Origin of the sequence: Pseudomonas sp. BS3767 (genome assembly GCF_900099665.1) — a bacterium.
Classification (GTDB): Bacteria; Pseudomonadota; Gammaproteobacteria; order Pseudomonadales; family Pseudomonadaceae; genus Aquipseudomonas; species Aquipseudomonas cerasi.
In genome coordinates, this window is the sequence record NZ_FNCX01000004.1 from 139537 (window position 1) to 155449 (window position 15913).

The following is a 15913-nucleotide window of genomic DNA, read 5'->3' on the forward strand; positions in this document are numbered from 1 at the left end:
TCTATTCACATTTTTTAAGTTTGGCATTCATATTGGTAGACCTACGCAACGCCTCTGGCACCTCCTGTGCGGCACTATCCAAGCCTGTAATACGGCTTGGCCATTGTGCACCCAAGCTAGAGTTGATCCTCCGATCACCAAAACCACCAATTATGTCTTTCCCTCCAGCAAATAAATCAGGATTATGCAGTGCGGCCAGAGTTGCCATTTTTTCTGAGGCCATTTTTTTGGCTGTTGCTTCTGCCCACTCGGGCATAGCTCCGCCCGAGATTAGTTCGTCTTGCATTTTTTCCTCTAGTTCATTGCGAAATTCCTCGCGCGCCTTTGCAGCCAACTGAGGGTCTCGCACAACGTCCCCATCCGTAAAAGCTTTCCGCCCTTTCAGATAATCATTCACCGTCAAGTCATTCAACCCATTTTGCTGAGCTTCTAGCTGGTCATCAAACTCTTTAGCAAGGTTGCGGTGCTTTTCACTTAATCTAAAACATGGCACCTCATGCTCCGCCATGCCCGACGCTCTTTTCGGTTCGGGCTCGTCCGCACGTCGATTGGGCGGCGGAGGCGGAGGCGGCGGTTCCTGTTTGTCCAGTGCACTTTTACGAGGGCCGGCATGTTGCAGGTCGGGGTGTCTTGTCAGGGCGTCTTCGTGCTGGAGCATCCATTGGCCGAGCTTCGCACCTTTTTTGCTGGCTTGCATTTCATTGGCAAGTACGCTTGCGCTGCCTCTGCCGCGCGTCAGGTAGGCGACGATGGCGCCCAGTAGCAGTACCACCACTTCTTCGTGGCCTTGGGCGATGTGGTGTGCTGCGCGGTCTACAACCTGCGGATCGTCGCCGCCGAAGGGGTTGAGGCCTGGCTCGCCACGGGTGCCTTCCCAGGCGACAGTGATGCCACGCACGTAATAGTCGACAATCCGCGGAAGGCCGTCGACGAAGAATTCGGCAATGGACGCCAGGCCGAGAATGCCCAGGATCCAAGTGCTGAGCTCCAGGCCTATTGCGGCACCCGCCATGCCCATGGGCACCGCGCCTGCACCAAAGAAAAAGCTGCCGACTCCCGCACCTATCGCGCCCCCTGCGAGCGTGCTGCCCGCGACGATCATGGCCATTTGGGTGACCACGTCTATCAGGTCGTTGATGATGCTGGCGATGTCGATATCCAGGAAACGCCGCCCAAGCCGGCGGGCCGCTTCCAGTTCGGCGCGGTTGAACGCGCTTCTGATATTACCGACGCGTCGGAGGTTGAGCTGTAATGTTGAAACCGGCTCATTGTTGAGTCTGCGCTGGAAGCTGGCTCCAGGCTGGTAGCCCATGCTTCGGCTGATGCGTCGTTCTATATCGAGCCACGACGGCACAATGCCCGATAGCTGCATTGGGTGTCTCCCTGACTGCCCCGGTTGGTAGCTGCACCATAGGGAAGGCCGATAATGAAGTCAAAGTAGCCCGGGATTTTCTGATGGGTCCTACATGCCGAGTCTAGAAATCCTGCAGGCTACTCTCCGCCCCTACAGAGAGCAGCCGCCGCTTCAGCCTTAAAACGCCAACGTCACCCGAGCATTCAGCGACTGATCCGAAGCATCGTTACTCACCTGACCGTCGTAACTCAGGCCCACGCTCAGCGTATCGCTCAACCCCAGGTCGACGCCTGCGCCGAGCACGGCGGCGCTGCGGGCGATCAGTGCGCCGGAGAGTTCGAAGGTGCTGCCGCCGCTGAAGGCTGAGCGGCTTTCCGGGGTGACGTCACCGTAGGCGCGACGCCAGCCCAGTGTGGCGTTGGGTTTGATCACGACGCTGCCAGCGTTCAGGCGGGTCGCTGCACGCAGGCCCAGGGTACTGAAGGTGATGTGGTTGTCCTGGGATTTGTTCTGCAGGCTGATGGCGTTGCTGTTCTCGTCGAAGGCGTCGGTGTCGAGGCGCACATGGGCGAGGTTGGCGAAGGGTTCAAGCAGCGCATTGCCCATTTCGATGGAGTAGCCCAGCTCGCCGAAGACCTGATTGGTCGCTGCCTTGTAGTCTTCCTTGAAGTGCTCGGACGAGCCCGGCAGGTCCAGCGTACGCTTGGCGGTCAGCTCATGCCAGGTGCGTACCGCGCCGAGGCGCAGGCCCAGTTGGCCCCATTTCGCGCCGCCGTAGACACCCAGATGATAGTTGTCGCTGTCGGTCGAGCCAGACGCGTGGCGCAGGTCGAAGCTGCTGTTGCTGAAGCCTGCCAATGCACCCACACGCCAGGTGTCGTCGAGCGGTACGTCGGCGCCGAACAACAGGCCGCTGGTGCGGGTTTCCAGGCCCGAGGCGTCGCGGCTGCTGTCGGTCTGGCCGGTCGCGCCGATGGCCTGGGTCCACACCAGGCCACGCGAGGCATCACCGGCCAGGGTTTGTGTTGTGCTGCCGAATGACTGCGCGGACTGCGCTTGTTGCATGCGATCGTTCATGGCATTGCGCACCAGCCGGCTGTCTTCGATCAGCGCAGATTGAGTCGATGCGTGCAGCTCGTTGGACAGCGCGCTGAACGTGGCCTGCGCCGTCGAGGCGTCGTCCTGCACCACCTGACGCCATAGCGCGTTGCCTGCGCCCGCGCTGTCCAGACCCTGCGCGACCGCCTTGGCGTTGCGCGTGGTCGCCAGGCTGGCGAAGGTTTGTGCGTTGCGATCCAGCGTCAGCCCTACGTCGGTCGCGGTGTAGTTCAGCGTCGGGGTAAGGAACGCGAAGTTGGTTTGCACGGCGGCAAATGCACCGCTCACGCCACCGGCTGCGGAAATGATCGAGTAACGGCTGGCGGCCAGCCAGTTACCGCCTTCGACCAGCGACAGCGTGCTGTTATTGATCGTCGCGCGGCCGCTGGCGACGATGCGGTCGGCATTGCCATTGGCGTCCGATTCCACTTGATAAACCGAACCCTGAGCCAGGTTGACGTCACCATTGACGTTCAGCTGCCCGACCGAATTACCCGGTGCGACCACGCCGCCCTGAGCGACGTTGATGCCGCCGACGGTGCCGTTGCCACCCAGCGTCGCGCCTTGCTGCACGCTGACGATGGAGTTGCCGAGGTTGCCATTCACTGCCAGGCGACCGGCCTGCACGGTGGTCGCGCCGGACAGGCTGCTGTTGCCGGTCAGGTTCAGTGAACCGACGCCGCGTTTGATCAACGCGCCGTTGCCGGTCAGGGTGTTGGCGAGGGTGTCGTTGGTGGACTGATCGACCACCAGCGTTGCGTTGTCGGTGATCGTGCCGCTGCCGAAGGCCTGGGCATGACCGGTCAGGGTGCCGCCGTTGATCAGCGTGCCGCCCGAGTAGGTGTTGTTGCCGGTCAGGATCAGGTTGCCCGTGCCGTTCTTGATCAGCGCACCGCTGCCGCTGATGTCGTTGCGCCAGGCGTCGATGGCGTTATAGCCGCCCAGGCTGGCGTTCATGTTGACGGTGACGTTGGAATTGAACGCGCCGTAACCATCGCCTGCGGCATACAGGTTCAAGCGACCGTAGCCACCTGACTGATCGATCACTGCGTAGCCCGACGACAGCTCAGTGGTCGCCAGAATCTCGCGGCGCTGGCTGGCGTCCAGGTACGGGAAGCGTGTTTCCAGCAGCACTTCAGCGTTGGTCGGCACGACCGGCGCGAGATTGGTCGGGCCGACCGGGTCGAAGCCGTAAGTCATGCGCGCGGTATACAGCGCCTTGTCCTGCGCATGCTGGGAAGTGCGATCGGTGGCCGGGTCGATGGCCGTCATGCAATTGTTGACGTCGCCGCCGCACTGAGCGGTGAAGTAGGCCAGCGCCTGCGCGCGAGCATCGGCGCGCAATTGCGTGTTGGCGGAATTGGACAGGTTGTCGATGGCGAAATAGGTCGCGGTGATTCGCCCGCCCATCACGTCGAAGGGCGAGTGCATGCCCGCTTCGATGCGGTTGTCGCCGATTTCCGAAGCACGCAGCATCAACTCGCTGAACCGCTCGGGGATCGCGTAGGCCAATGCGTAGGCTGACAGGTAGGCAGCGTTGGTGTGCCCGCTGGGGAAGCCCGAGTCACTGGCCGGCGTGGTGCTTTCGGCCGGGCGCAGGGACGGCGCGACGACGAATGCCAGGCTCTGTCCGTCGAGGTTCTGCCGCCATGGCCGTGGATACAGATAGTGGGACTTGGCCGGGGTTGTGGAGGCATCGTTACGCACGGCACCGACCAGATCCACCACCTTGCCCAGCGCCGAGGACGAACTGCCTGCGCCATTGCCCTTGTCGTCGTACCTGACGGTTTTGTTGCTGTCGTCGAATTGCGTGATCGTCGTGAACGCGCCCGCGCCGGCTTTGTAAGCATCGCTCAGCGAGCCCAGGCCGCTGATGGCGCTGTAGCTCTGGTCGCGGCGGTCATCGAAGTAGGCGGCGGTTTCCTGCGCCAGCGTGCGCGAGTTGGCGCGGTCGACCACGATCTGCAGGTTGCGTCGCAGCAGGCTCTGACCGAGGGCAGTCGGCGTGCCGGTGTCCCAGGTCGCACCGGTCGTCCACAGGGTGTTGAACCCGGAGAGCAGGTCGACACCGTTTATACGATTGTCATTGGCACGGCTCGCTGCCTGAACCGAGACGGCAAGCAGCGAAAGTATCAATGACGACACCATTACATGGGCAACCGGTTTATTGGATCGCATAGCGGGCGCTTCACTCGATTCGGATGAGGCGCCGACCCTAGCAAGGCGGTCTTACACTTGGATGTATCTGTCGTGACACATTTATGCTGGCTGACGCTACACAGCGAGGCAGTGAAAAAATCAGCACTATGGATATTCCTTAACGGTATTTAAATTATCTTTCTTATACCTATAGAGTTTCGTCTTTCAGTCACACAGTCCTGGAGTCGGAGTTCTCATGCCAGCAGCCTCCCTCGCTTCATCGTCCGCTCAACCTGCTTCGCAATCCTTCGAAGTGCGTCCATTCACCGAAAAGGTGGGCGCTGAAATCGTTGGGCTGGATCTGTCCAGGCCGTTGAACGATGCCGACTTCGCTCGTGTGCATCAGGCACATCTGGATCACCATGTCGTGGTGTTTCGCGATCAGCAGATCACGCCGCAACAGCAGATCGATTTCAGCCGGCGTTTTGGGGTGCTGCAGATCCATGTGCTCAAGCAGTTTCTGTTGGCCAACCATCCGGAAATCCTGATCGTCTCCAACGTTGTCGAGAACGATAAGCCTGTGGGCCTGGGCGATGCCGGCAAGTACTGGCATTCGGACCTGTCTTACAAAGAGCTGCCGAGCCTGGGCTCGATGCTTTACGCCCAGGAGCTGCCAAGTGAAGGCGGCGATACGCTGTTTGCAGACATGCACCTGGCGTGGGAAACGTTGCCGCAACACCTGCGCGATGCAGTCGCAGGGCGCTCGGCGGTGCACAGTTACACGGCACGCTACGCCGAGGGCCATAACGCCGCCAACTGGCGTCCGACCCTGACCGCCGAGCAACTGGCTCAGGTGGTGGAAGTCAGCCACCCGATCGTTCGCACCCACCCTGAAAACGGGCGCAAGGCGCTGTTCGTCAGCGAGGGTTTCACGACGCGCATCCTCGGTCTGCCGGAAGACGAGAGCCGTCAGATTCTCAACGAGATTTACGCCCACAGCGTGAAGCCCGAGCACATCTATCGGCACCAGTGGCAGGCCGACGACATGGTGTTCTGGGACAACCGTTCCCTGATCCATCTGGCTGCCGGCTGCCCGGCGCACCTGCGTCGCAAACTGCATCGCACGACCATTCAAGGCACCGCACCATTTTGATCCAGGAGAGCCGTTCATGAATGCTGTCGCGCAAGGCCACACGGCCAGCACCAGCACCCAACCGCAACCGGCTGAACAGCCGACTGCTGAAGCCTTGCTGCAAGTTCGCGGCGTCAGCCTCGAATACCGCACACCAGAACGTGTGGTGCGGGCGACGCATCAGGTCAGTTTCGAAGTCGATCCGGCCGATCGTTTCGTGCTGCTCGGCCCATCCGGTTGCGGCAAGTCCACATTGCTCAAAGCCGTAGCCGGGTTCATCCGGCCCAGCGAGGGCGAGATTCGTCTGGCGGGTCATCAGGTCACCGAACCTGGCCCGGACCGCATCGTGGTGTTTCAGGAATTCGACCAGTTGCCGCCGTGGAAAACCGTGATCGAGAACGTCATGTTTCCGCTGCTGGCATCGCGCACCCTGAAGCGTCCCGAAGCGCTGGAGCGTGCACGTTACTACCTGGAAAAGGTCGGCCTCAGTGCGTTTGCCGATGCCTACCCGCACACCTTGTCCGGTGGCATGAAAGCCCGCGTGGCGATTGCCCGGGCCTTGGCCATGCAGCCGAAAATCCTGCTGATGGATGAGCCGTTTGCCGCGCTCGATGCACTGACCCGACGCAAGATGCAGGAAGAGCTGCTTGAGCTGTGGGAAGAGGTGCGCTTTACGTTGCTGTTCGTCACGCACTCCATCGAAGAAGCGCTGGTGGTCGGTAACCGCATCCTGCTGCTGTCACCGCATCCGGGCCGCGTACGGGCGGAAATCAACAGCCATCAATACGACCTGAAAAGCCTGGGCGGCGTTGGCTTTCAGCAGACCGCGCAGCGTATTCATCGTTTGTTGTTCGATGAGGGCGAGGCCGGGCCGGTGGAGCAGGATCTGAATTTTCAGGACATCCGGATTGCTTACTAGGCGACTGCCTTGATCGTTCCCACGCTCCGCGTGGTAATGCCTTTCAGGACGCTCCGCGTCCTCTCTACACGATTACCGGGAAACCCGAATCATGAGCCTCGCACCTCCCGCTCGCGAAGAATATGAAATCACGCTGGAGCCTTTCACTCAGGAAGACCTGGCCCGCGACCTGCCCCTGGCACAGCGCATCTGGCAACTGGGCTGGGTGCGCAAATGCGTCATCATGATCGCCCTGGCGGTGATCTGGGAACTGGCTGCACGTCTGCAGAACAACGACCTGCTGTTGCCGAGCTTTCTGCAAACGGCGGCCGCCTTTTATGACGGGCTGATCTCTGGCGAGCTTCCAGGCAAGGTGTGGATTTCCCTGACCGTACTGATTCAGGGCTACCTGATCGGCATCGTGCTGGCGTTCGCCCTGACCACCCTGGCAGTGTCCACCCAACTGGGCCGCGACCTGCTCGGCACGCTGACTGCGATGTTCAATCCGCTGCCGGCCATTGCCCTGTTGCCGCTGGCGCTGCTGTGGTTCGGGCTGGGCCAGAACAGCCTGATCTTCGTGCTGGTGCATTCGGTGCTGTGGGCGCTGGCGCTCAATACTTATGCGGGCTTTCTCGGTGTCTCGGAAACCCAGCGCATGGCCGGGCGCAACTATGGTCTCAAAGGCCTGCGCTTTGTCTGGCACATCCTGATTCCTGCTGCGCTGCCATCGATTCTCGCCGGTCTGAAAATCGGCTGGGCCTTTGCCTGGCGCACGCTGATCGCCGCCGAGCTGGTGTTTGGCGCGTCCTCCGGCAAGGGCGGTCTGGGCTGGTACATCTTCCAGAACCGTAACGAGTTGTATACCGACAAGGTCTTTGCCGGTCTGGCAGCGGTGATCCTCATCGGCCTGCTGGTCGAGAACCTGCTGTTCGCCAACATCGAGCGCCTGACCGTCAAGCGCTGGGGCATGCAGCGTTGAAACGCCGTCTTTTTTTGAATAATCAGGGTGGGAACCACATGAACACTGCATTTCAACGCCCGGCACTGACTGTGCTGGCGGCGACGCTTGGCTTGTTTGGCGCGCTGCTCAGTGGCGGCGCTCAGGCTGAAGGCAAGATCAGCATCGCTCAGCAATTCGGCATCGGCTACCTGATCCTCGACGTGGTGCGCGATCAGAAGCTGATCGAGAAACACGGCAAGGAGCAGGGTCTGGATATCAAGGTCGACTGGAACAGCATCTCCGGTGCCACGGCGATGAACGAAGCGCTGCTGGCCGGCGCGCTTGACGTGGTGTCGGCAGGCGTGCCGCCGATGCTGACCGTCTGGGACCGCACCAAGGGCAAGCAGAACGTCAAGGCGATTGCCTCGCTGGGTTCGATGCCCAATTACCTGCTGACCAACAACCCCAGCGTCAAGACCCTCAAGGACTTCACCGAAAAGGACCGCATCGCCGTACCGGCTGCGGGCGTGGGCTTCCAGTCGCGCACATTGCAGATCGAAACCGCCAAGCTGTTCGGTAACGACAACTACAAGAAATTCGACAACATCTCGGTCAGCCTCGCGCACCCGGACGCGACCTCCGCGCTGATTGCCGGTGGTTCGGAAATCAACTCGCACTTCTCCAGCCCGCCGTTCCAGTACCAGGAACTGGAGAACCCCAACGTGCATAAGGTGCTCAGTTCCTATGACGTGCTGGGCGGCCAGGCGACGTTCAACGTGCTCTACACCACCGAGAAATTCCACGACGAAAACCCCAAGACCTACAAGGCGTTCTACGACGCGTTGGCCGAAGCCGAGAAGATCATCAAAGCCGACAAGCCTGCTGCCGCGCAGACCTACATCCGCGTCGAGCAATCGAAGCTGCCGTTGCCACTGGTAGAGAAAATCGTCGCCGACCCGGAAATCGACTTCACCGTCACGCCGCAGCGCACCTTTATCTACGCCGAGAAACTGCATGAGCTGGGCGTGTTGAAAAACAAGGCGGCGAGCTGGAAGGACTACTTCTTCGAAGAAGCGCACGGCACCGAGGGCAGTTGATCGACGCGTTTTGAAGATGACGCGGAGCGTCATGAAGGGCATTCCCACGCGGAGCGTGAGGAACGATAGAAGATCTCCCGGGCGCCTATCGTTCCTCACGCTCCAGCGTGGGAATGCCGTTCTGGACGCTCTGCGTCCTCTTCTGAACAAATCAGGTGACTTCCGCTCACGAAAAACCTGTCCTGCAGGACCTTTCTTTCAGTCTTTTCTCTTTCCTGCGTATGACCTTTCCTAGAAAATCCCGGGCCCTTGCGCCTGCCAAATCCGCACACTAGGCTGCGTCGGTCGCTGGTTTTTCAGCGATCGGGTTTAGCAGCCTGTCCAGAGACACGCAGCGCAATTACCGTTTTATGGCGGCTTTGCGTGGGGCACTTTCGAGTGCGCCGGGTCTGTGTTCTCTACCGGTCTGCTAACCCGCGTCAAAGTCGCCACCCTTGTTTGTTTAGCAGCAGGCATCTGATCAATATGGCCAAGGCCGAGCTGGAGCGCTCGCTGGAATGCGTCCAGAACCCCTGACATCCCTGATGCAACCTAGCAGTTCTACGAGTAGCCGCTGCGGTCCCTGCAATGCATTGTGTGCTTGAAGAGGCCTGTCTCGCTAATCAAGACCACTCCGGTTACTCGCCATGTGCCAGCAAACTACTCTGTGCCGTTACCGCTACGACGCGCTTGACCGGCTCGCGACTCGCACGCCTGCGGCAGGGACCCTTGTCCGCTCGTACTATCAGTCCGACACCTTGGTCAGCGAGATTCAGGGTGCAGAACACCTTCGTTTCCTGCATCGCGACCGTCAGTTGCTGGCCACGCAGTCAGCGCTCGCCACGCTGTTGATCGGCTCGGACCAACAGCACAGCGTGCTCCACACCGTATCGGCCAGCTTGTCTGACCCTATCGCTTACACCCCCTATGGGCATGGGCAAGCGTTGAACCAACTGCCAGGCTTCAACGGTGAGCGACCCGACCCATTGACCGGTCATTATCTGCTGGGCAACGGCTATCGCGCCTATAACCCTGTTCTGATGCGCTTCAACAGTCCCGACAGCCTGAGTCCGTTTGGCAAGGGTGGAATAAATGCCTATGCGTATTGTGCGGGGGATCCGGTCAATCGATCTGATCCGACGGGGCATGGCTTTCTTGAGGATGTGGAAACTTCCCTCTACATCGGTGCTGCAATTCTGAGCGGCATTATTGGTTTGCTGGCGGTCCGTGCACCTATAAGAGCTGTACTAAAAGGTGTCAAAGTGAAGCCTCAGGCTGTCGCCAGCAATAACCTGGCTTTTCCCGTTCAGGAGACAAGAAGACCGGCGAATACAGCGGAAAAAATCTCGGCATTCACCGGAGTGTCTGCACTGGTTGCCACTTCGGCATGGGCCACTTCCTTCGTTCTGACAAAAACTGACCCTGAATCGCCAGCAATTCGCCCACTGAGGATTGCCGCTATCCTTATTGCTTACCCGACGGCTGGGCTGCGTGGCTGGTCAATTGCTCGTTCCATAATGGACAAACGGGTCCAGAAAGAAGTGCCTGTGCTTCTTAAAGGCCCTGCTATGAGACGCTCAAGTAATGCGTCGAACATTAGTAATGCTTCGGTCATCCGAACGGCCTTGTGATATTTGCTACCACTTGTCAGGCACCTTCCCCCCGATACTGACCTTTCTGGCAGTAGCCCCTCATCCCGAATCGGTTCAGGCTGAAGCCTTTACTCCATCATCAGGGATCGATCACGGCTCTCCTCTGCCGATACACTTACGACCCGCCGGACCACGTTTCTTCGCTGACGCCACTCGCTCAAGCCGTCTCCCGGCGCTTCTACAACGCAAGCCCCAATGAACCCTCCCTCTCGCACACAGTCGCATACTCACGCTATTCTCTCGCCCTGATCACGCCCGCATCCGGCAGTTGCACAAGGAGTCTGCATGCCCGTTCGTATTTCAAGACTGGTTACGTTCGGTCTGGCTGCTGCATTGGCGGCGCTGGCCGGTTGTGGCGAGGAAAAACCGGCGGCGCCCGAACTGCCCAGGGTTTATGTGCAGACGGTAAAAAGTGCCGACTTCGCCGCCAGTGTCGCCCTGACCGGTGATGTTCAGGCGCGGGTGCAGACCCGGCTTTCATTCCGAGTCAATGGCAAGATCATTCAGCGTAATGTCGATGTGGGCGACCGGGTCACTGCCCGGCAGGTGCTGGCGCGGCTCGACCCCAAGGATCTGCAGGTCAATGTCGACTCGGCCGCTGCTGCTGTGGCCGCCGAGCAGGCCCGCGTGAATCAGGCCAGCGCTGCTTTCGTCCGACAACAAAAATTGTTGCCCAAGGGCTATACCAGCCGCAGCGAGTATGACTCTGCACAGGCCGCCTTGCGCGGCAGTGAAAGTTCGTTGAAGGCGGCGCAGGCGCAATTGGCCAATGCCCGTGAACAACTGGGTTACACCGCTCTGGTCGCTGACGCACCGGGTGTGATCACCGCGCGTCAGGCTGAAGTCGGGCAAGTGGTGCAGGCCACCATGCCGATTTTCGATCTGGCGCGCGACGGTGATCGCGATGCGGTGTTCAACGTCTACGAGTCCCTGTTCGTCAAGCCGCCCACCGATCAGGCCGTGCAGGTCACGTTGCTCGATAACCCGACTATCAAGGTCAGCGGCAAAGTGCGTGAGGTGACCCCGGCGGTGTCGGCGCAAACCGGCACCTTGCAGGTCAAGATCGCGCTGGACCCGCTGCCTGAAGGCATGGACCTCGGCTCGGTGGTCAGCGTGGCACTGAGCGCACCGGCCAATGCCAGTGTCGAGTTGCCATGGGCGGCGCTGACCAAGGACCTCGGCGAGCAGTTGGGCAAGCCTGCCGTGTGGGTGGTGGACGAGCAGGGCAAGGTCAATCTGCGCAAGGTCACCGTCACCCGTTACCTGACCGCCAAAGTCATCATCGGCGACGGGCTCAAGAGTGGAGAGAAAGTCGTGGTGGCAGGCGGACAGTTGTTACACCCGGACATGCAGGTCGACATTGCCGAACAGCCCAAGCAGCAGAACGCACAGGTGCAGCCATGAAGCGTCTGTCATGCGTAGCGCTGGGCAGCCTTTTGTTGAGCGGCTTACTATTGAGCGGTTGTGGCAAGGATGAAACACCTCCTGAACCGGTGCGTCCTGTCGTCTTTGTCGAAGCCCGACCTGAGTCCGTCCAGGATTTCGGGCGCTTTGCCGGCAATATCCAGGCGCGTTATCAAAGTGTGCTGGGCTTTCGGGTCGCGGGGCGCATCGCCCGGCGCGACGTCGACGTCGGCGCTGAAGTCAGGAAAGGCGATTTGCTCGCAACCCTCGATCCGACCGATCAACAGAATACAGTGCGTGCCCGGCAGGGCGATCTGGCCAATGTTCAGGCGCAGTACATCAACGCCCAGGCCAATGCTCGCCGCCAGCAGGAACTGTTCGATCGCGGTGTCGGTGCCCAGGCGCAACTGGACATCGCCCTGACCGATCTGAAGACCGCCAGCTCGTCGCAGGAACAGGCCAAGGCCGCGGCTCAACAGGCCCGCGACCAATTGAGTTACAGCGAGCTGCGCAGTGATCACGACGCAGTGGTCACCGAATGGAAAGTCGAAGCCGGGCAGGTGGTGACAGCCGGTCAGGAGGTCGTGACCCTGGCGCGGCCGGACATCAAGGAAGCGGTGATCGACCTGCCCGATACACTGGCCGACCAATTGCCGTCCGACGTGGTATTCACCGTCGCCAGTCAGCTGAATCCGGAAGTGAACACCACCGCCACCCTTCGTGAAATCGAACCCCAGGCCGACCGCACGACGCGTACTCGTCGTGCGCGTCTGTCGCTGGCGCAAACGCCAGCGGCGTTCCGCCTGGGCACGGCCATCAGCGTGACGCTCAGTTCGACCATCACACCGCGCATGCGCCTGCCGATCAATGCCCTGCAGGAAGTCGATGGCAAACGCCAGATCTGGATCGTCGATTCGCAGAGCCAGACGGTTAACCCCAGAGCCGTCACTATTGCCAGCCGTGATAGCGACTCTTTCGTGCTGACCGATGGCGTCAAAGCGGGTGAAAAAGTGGTGAGCGCGGGCGTCAACAGCCTCAAGCCGGGCCAGAAAGTCAAAGTCGATGAGGAAAGCCCGCGATGAAAGGGAATTTCAATTTATCCGAGTGGGCCATCAAGCATCAGTCGTTCGTCTGGTACCTGATGTTCGTCGCGCTGTTGATGGGCGTGTTTTCCTACATGAAGCTTGGGCGCGAGGAAGACCCGTCCTTCACCATCAAGACCATGATTATCCAGACCCGCTGGCCGGGCGCGACGGTGGACGAGACCCTCGAGCAGGTCACCGACCGCATCGAGAAGAAGCTCGAAGAACTGGACTCGCTGGACTACGTGAAGAGCTACACACGACCGGGCGAGTCCACAGTCTTCGTGTACCTGCGTGACACCACCAGTGCCAAGGCGATACCGGAAATCTGGTATCAGGTGCGCAAGAAGGTCGATGACATTCGTGGCCAGTTCCCGCAGGGGCTGCAAGGCCCGTCGTTCAACGACGAGTTCGGCGATGTATACGGCTCGATCTATGCGTTTACCGCAGACGGTTTCTCGATGCGTCAGTTGCGGGACTACGTCGAGAAGGTTCGCGCCGACATCCGCGACGTGCCTGGCCTGGGCAAGGTCGAGATGATCGGTCAGCAGGACGAAGTGGTGTACCTGAACTTCTCGACACGCAAACTCGCAGCATTGGGCATCGACCAGAGCCAGGTGGTGCAAAGCCTGCAATCGCAGAACGCGGTGACGCCTGCCGGTGTTATCGAAGCCGGGCCGGAGCGGATCTCGGTACGCACCTCCGGGCAGTTCGCGTCCGAGAAGGATCTGGCTGCGGTCAATCTGCGCATCAATGACCGTTTTTACCGTCTGAGCGACATTGCTGACATCACCCGCGGCTACACCGATCCGCCCAAGCCACTGTTCCGCTTCGATGGCAAACCGGCGATCGGCCTGGCCATCGCGATGCAGAAGGGCGGCAACATCCAGTCCTTCGGCAAGGCGCTGCACGAACGTATGGACGCTACCACAGCGGAGCTGCCAGTCGGCATTGGTGTGCACAAGGTCTCGGATCAGGCCGAGGTGGTGAACAAGGCTGTGGGCGGCTTCACCAGCGCGTTGTTCGAGGCGGTAATTATCGTGCTGTTGGTCAGCTTCGTCAGTCTTGGGTTTCGCGCAGGGTTGGTGGTTGCGTGTTCGATTCCGCTGGTACTGGCGATGGTGTTCGTGTTCATGGAATACAGCGGCATCACCATGCAACGGATTTCCCTCGGCGCGCTGATCATCGCCCTCGGCCTGCTGGTGGATGACGCCATGATTACCGTGGAAATGATGGTCACACGGCTGGAAATGGGCGAATCCAAGGAGCAGGCCGCGACGTACGCCTACACCTCGACAGCGTTCCCGATGCTCACCGGTACGCTGGTGACTGTGGCTGGCTTTGTGCCGATCGGACTGAACAACAGCTCGGCGGGGGAATACACATTCACACTTTTTGCCGTGATTGCCGTGGCGATGCTGGTGTCGTGGGTGGTTGCCGTGCTGTTTGCGCCGGTGATCGGCGTGCACATTCTGAGCGCCAACATCAAGCCCAAATCCGAAGAGCCGGGCCGCATAGGCCGGGCATTCAACGGCAGCATGCTCTGGGCCATGCGTCATCGCTGGCTGGCGATTGCCATCACGGTAGGGTTGTTCGCCGCGTCGCTGTTCTCCATGCAGTTCGTGCAGAACCAGTTCTTCCCGTCTTCGGACCGCCCGGAAATACTGGTCGACCTGAACCTGCCGCAGAACGCCTCGATCAACGAGACGCGCAAGGTAGTGGATCGTTTTGAAGCGAGCCTCAAGGACGATCCGGACATCGAGCGCTGGAGCACCTACATCGGCCAGGGCGCGTTGCGTTTCTACCTGCCGCTCGATCAGCAGCTGGAAAATCCGTTCTACGCCCAGCTGGTGATTGTCAGTAAAGGCCTGGAGGAGCGTGGCGCGTTGACTGCCCGTCTGCAAAAACGCCTGCGTGATGACTTCGTCGGCATCGGGTCCTATGTGCAGGCGCTGGAAATGGGCCCGCCGGTGGGTCGTCCGTTGCAGTATCGCGTCAGCGGCGAGAACATCGACAAGGTACGCCAGCACGCTATCGAACTGGCTACGCTGCTCGATCACAACCCGCATGTGGGCGAAGTGATCTACGACTGGAACGAGCCGGGCAAGGTCCTGCGCATCGACATCAACCAGGACAAGGCCCGACAGTTGGGTCTGTCGTCGGAAGACGTCGCCAAGCTGATGAACAGCGTGGTCAGTGGTTCTACCGTGACCCAGGTGCGCGATGATATCTACCTGATCAACGTGATCGGGCGTGCTGAAGATGCCGAGCGCGGCACACCGGAAACCCTGCAGAACCTGCAGATCGTGACGCCGACCGGCACGTCGATCCCGCTGCTGGCGTTCGCCACGGTCGGTTACGAGCTGGAGCAGCCATTGGTCTGGCGCCGCGATCGCAAGCCGACCATCACGGTGAAAGGCGCCGTTCGCGATGCAATTCAGCCGACCGATCTGGTCAAGCAGCTGCAACCGGAAATCGACAAGTTTGCCGCAGGTCTGCCGGTCGGCTACAAGGTTGCAACCGGCGGTACGGTCGAAGAAAGCAGCAAGGCGCAGGGGCCGATTGCCAGCGTTGCGCCGCTGATGCTGTTCCTCATGGCGACGTTCCTGATGATTCAGTTGCACAGCATTCAGAAGATGTTTCTGGTGGCCAGTGTCGCGCCTCTGGGGCTAATTGGTGTGGTGCTGGCGCTGATCCCGACGGGGACGCCACTGGGGTTCGTGGCAATTCTCGGGGTGCTGGCGCTGATCGGCATCATCATCCGCAACTCGGTGATTCTGGTGACCCAGATCGATGCCTATGAGAGCAGTGGGTATCTACCATGGGACGCTGTGGTCGAAGCCACCGAGCATCGCCGTCGTCCGATCCTGTTGACGGCGGCAGCGGCCAGCCTGGGCATGATTCCAATTGCCCGTGAGGTGTTCTGGGGGCCGATGGCCTACGCCATGATCGGCGGCATCATCATCGCCACGCTGCTGACCTTGCTGTTCCTGCCAGCGTTGTACGTGGCCTGGTATCGCATCAAGGAACCTACCGACGAACAGCGTCGCGAAGCGGCTGACAAGGATGACGGCGAGCACGCGCAGCCAGCGCATTGAGGTCGGCGTGCCCTGCCGCCTGTGACGCGGGGCAGGGCTG

General features: G+C 60.4%; 10 protein-coding genes. 8 read left to right on the forward strand and 2 right to left on the reverse strand.

From position 1 onward, the window contains the following. Window position 1: 1 nt before the first annotated feature. Window positions 2-1372 carry a DUF6861 domain-containing protein gene (locus BLR16_RS13665; RefSeq protein WP_044308756.1) on the reverse strand — a complete coding sequence of 457 codons (1371 nt, stop codon included), beginning with the start codon at window positions 1370-1372 and terminating at the stop codon, window positions 2-4. A gap of 159 nt (window positions 1373-1531) precedes the next feature. After that, a complete protein-coding gene (locus BLR16_RS13670; RefSeq protein WP_139211505.1) occupies window positions 1532-4630 on the reverse strand; it encodes an autotransporter domain-containing protein in 3099 nt (1032 codons plus the stop codon). Window positions 4631-4847: 217 nt separating this feature from the next. Here BLR16_RS13670 and BLR16_RS13675 point away from each other — a divergent pair, with 217 nt between their 5' ends. The 8 genes from BLR16_RS13675 to BLR16_RS13715 all read left to right on the forward strand — a co-directional run bounded on the left by BLR16_RS13675 (window position 4848) and on the right by BLR16_RS13715 (window position 15873). Further along, window positions 4848-5744, forward strand: coding sequence for a TauD/TfdA dioxygenase family protein (locus tag BLR16_RS13675; RefSeq protein ID WP_074806619.1), 897 nt, complete (start codon window positions 4848-4850; stop codon window positions 5742-5744). Between the two features lie 16 nt (window positions 5745-5760). Continuing rightward, complete coding sequence (locus BLR16_RS13680; RefSeq protein WP_054081242.1) at window positions 5761-6642, forward strand: ABC transporter ATP-binding protein; 882 nt, start codon at window positions 5761-5763, stop codon at window positions 6640-6642. 91 nt (window positions 6643-6733) lie between these two features. After that, window positions 6734-7600, forward strand: coding sequence for an ABC transporter permease (locus tag BLR16_RS13685; protein ID WP_005744777.1), 867 nt, complete (start codon window positions 6734-6736; stop codon window positions 7598-7600). Window positions 7601-7638: 38 nt separating this feature from the next. Then, a complete protein-coding gene (locus BLR16_RS13690) occupies window positions 7639-8658 on the forward strand; it encodes an ABC transporter substrate-binding protein (protein WP_003432311.1) in 1020 nt (339 codons plus the stop codon). Between the two features lie 626 nt (window positions 8659-9284). Next, entirely contained in the window at window positions 9285-10268 is a 984-nt protein-coding gene (locus BLR16_RS13700; protein WP_074806622.1) for an RHS repeat-associated core domain-containing protein, read from the forward strand. A 306-nt stretch (window positions 10269-10574) separates the two neighbouring features. After that, the gene (locus tag BLR16_RS13705; protein WP_003432315.1) at window positions 10575-11693 is read left to right on the forward strand and encodes an efflux RND transporter periplasmic adaptor subunit; all 1119 of its coding nucleotides are present in this window, start codon (window positions 10575-10577) and stop codon (window positions 11691-11693) included. After that, a complete protein-coding gene (locus BLR16_RS13710; protein WP_003365897.1) occupies window positions 11690-12775 on the forward strand; it encodes an efflux RND transporter periplasmic adaptor subunit in 1086 nt (361 codons plus the stop codon). The genes BLR16_RS13705 and BLR16_RS13710 overlap by 4 nt, the downstream gene beginning before the upstream one ends. Then, entirely contained in the window at window positions 12772-15873 is a 3102-nt protein-coding gene (locus tag BLR16_RS13715; protein WP_074806625.1) for an efflux RND transporter permease subunit, read from the forward strand. The genes BLR16_RS13710 and BLR16_RS13715 overlap by 4 nt, the downstream gene beginning before the upstream one ends. Window positions 15874-15913 lie beyond the last annotated feature (40 nt).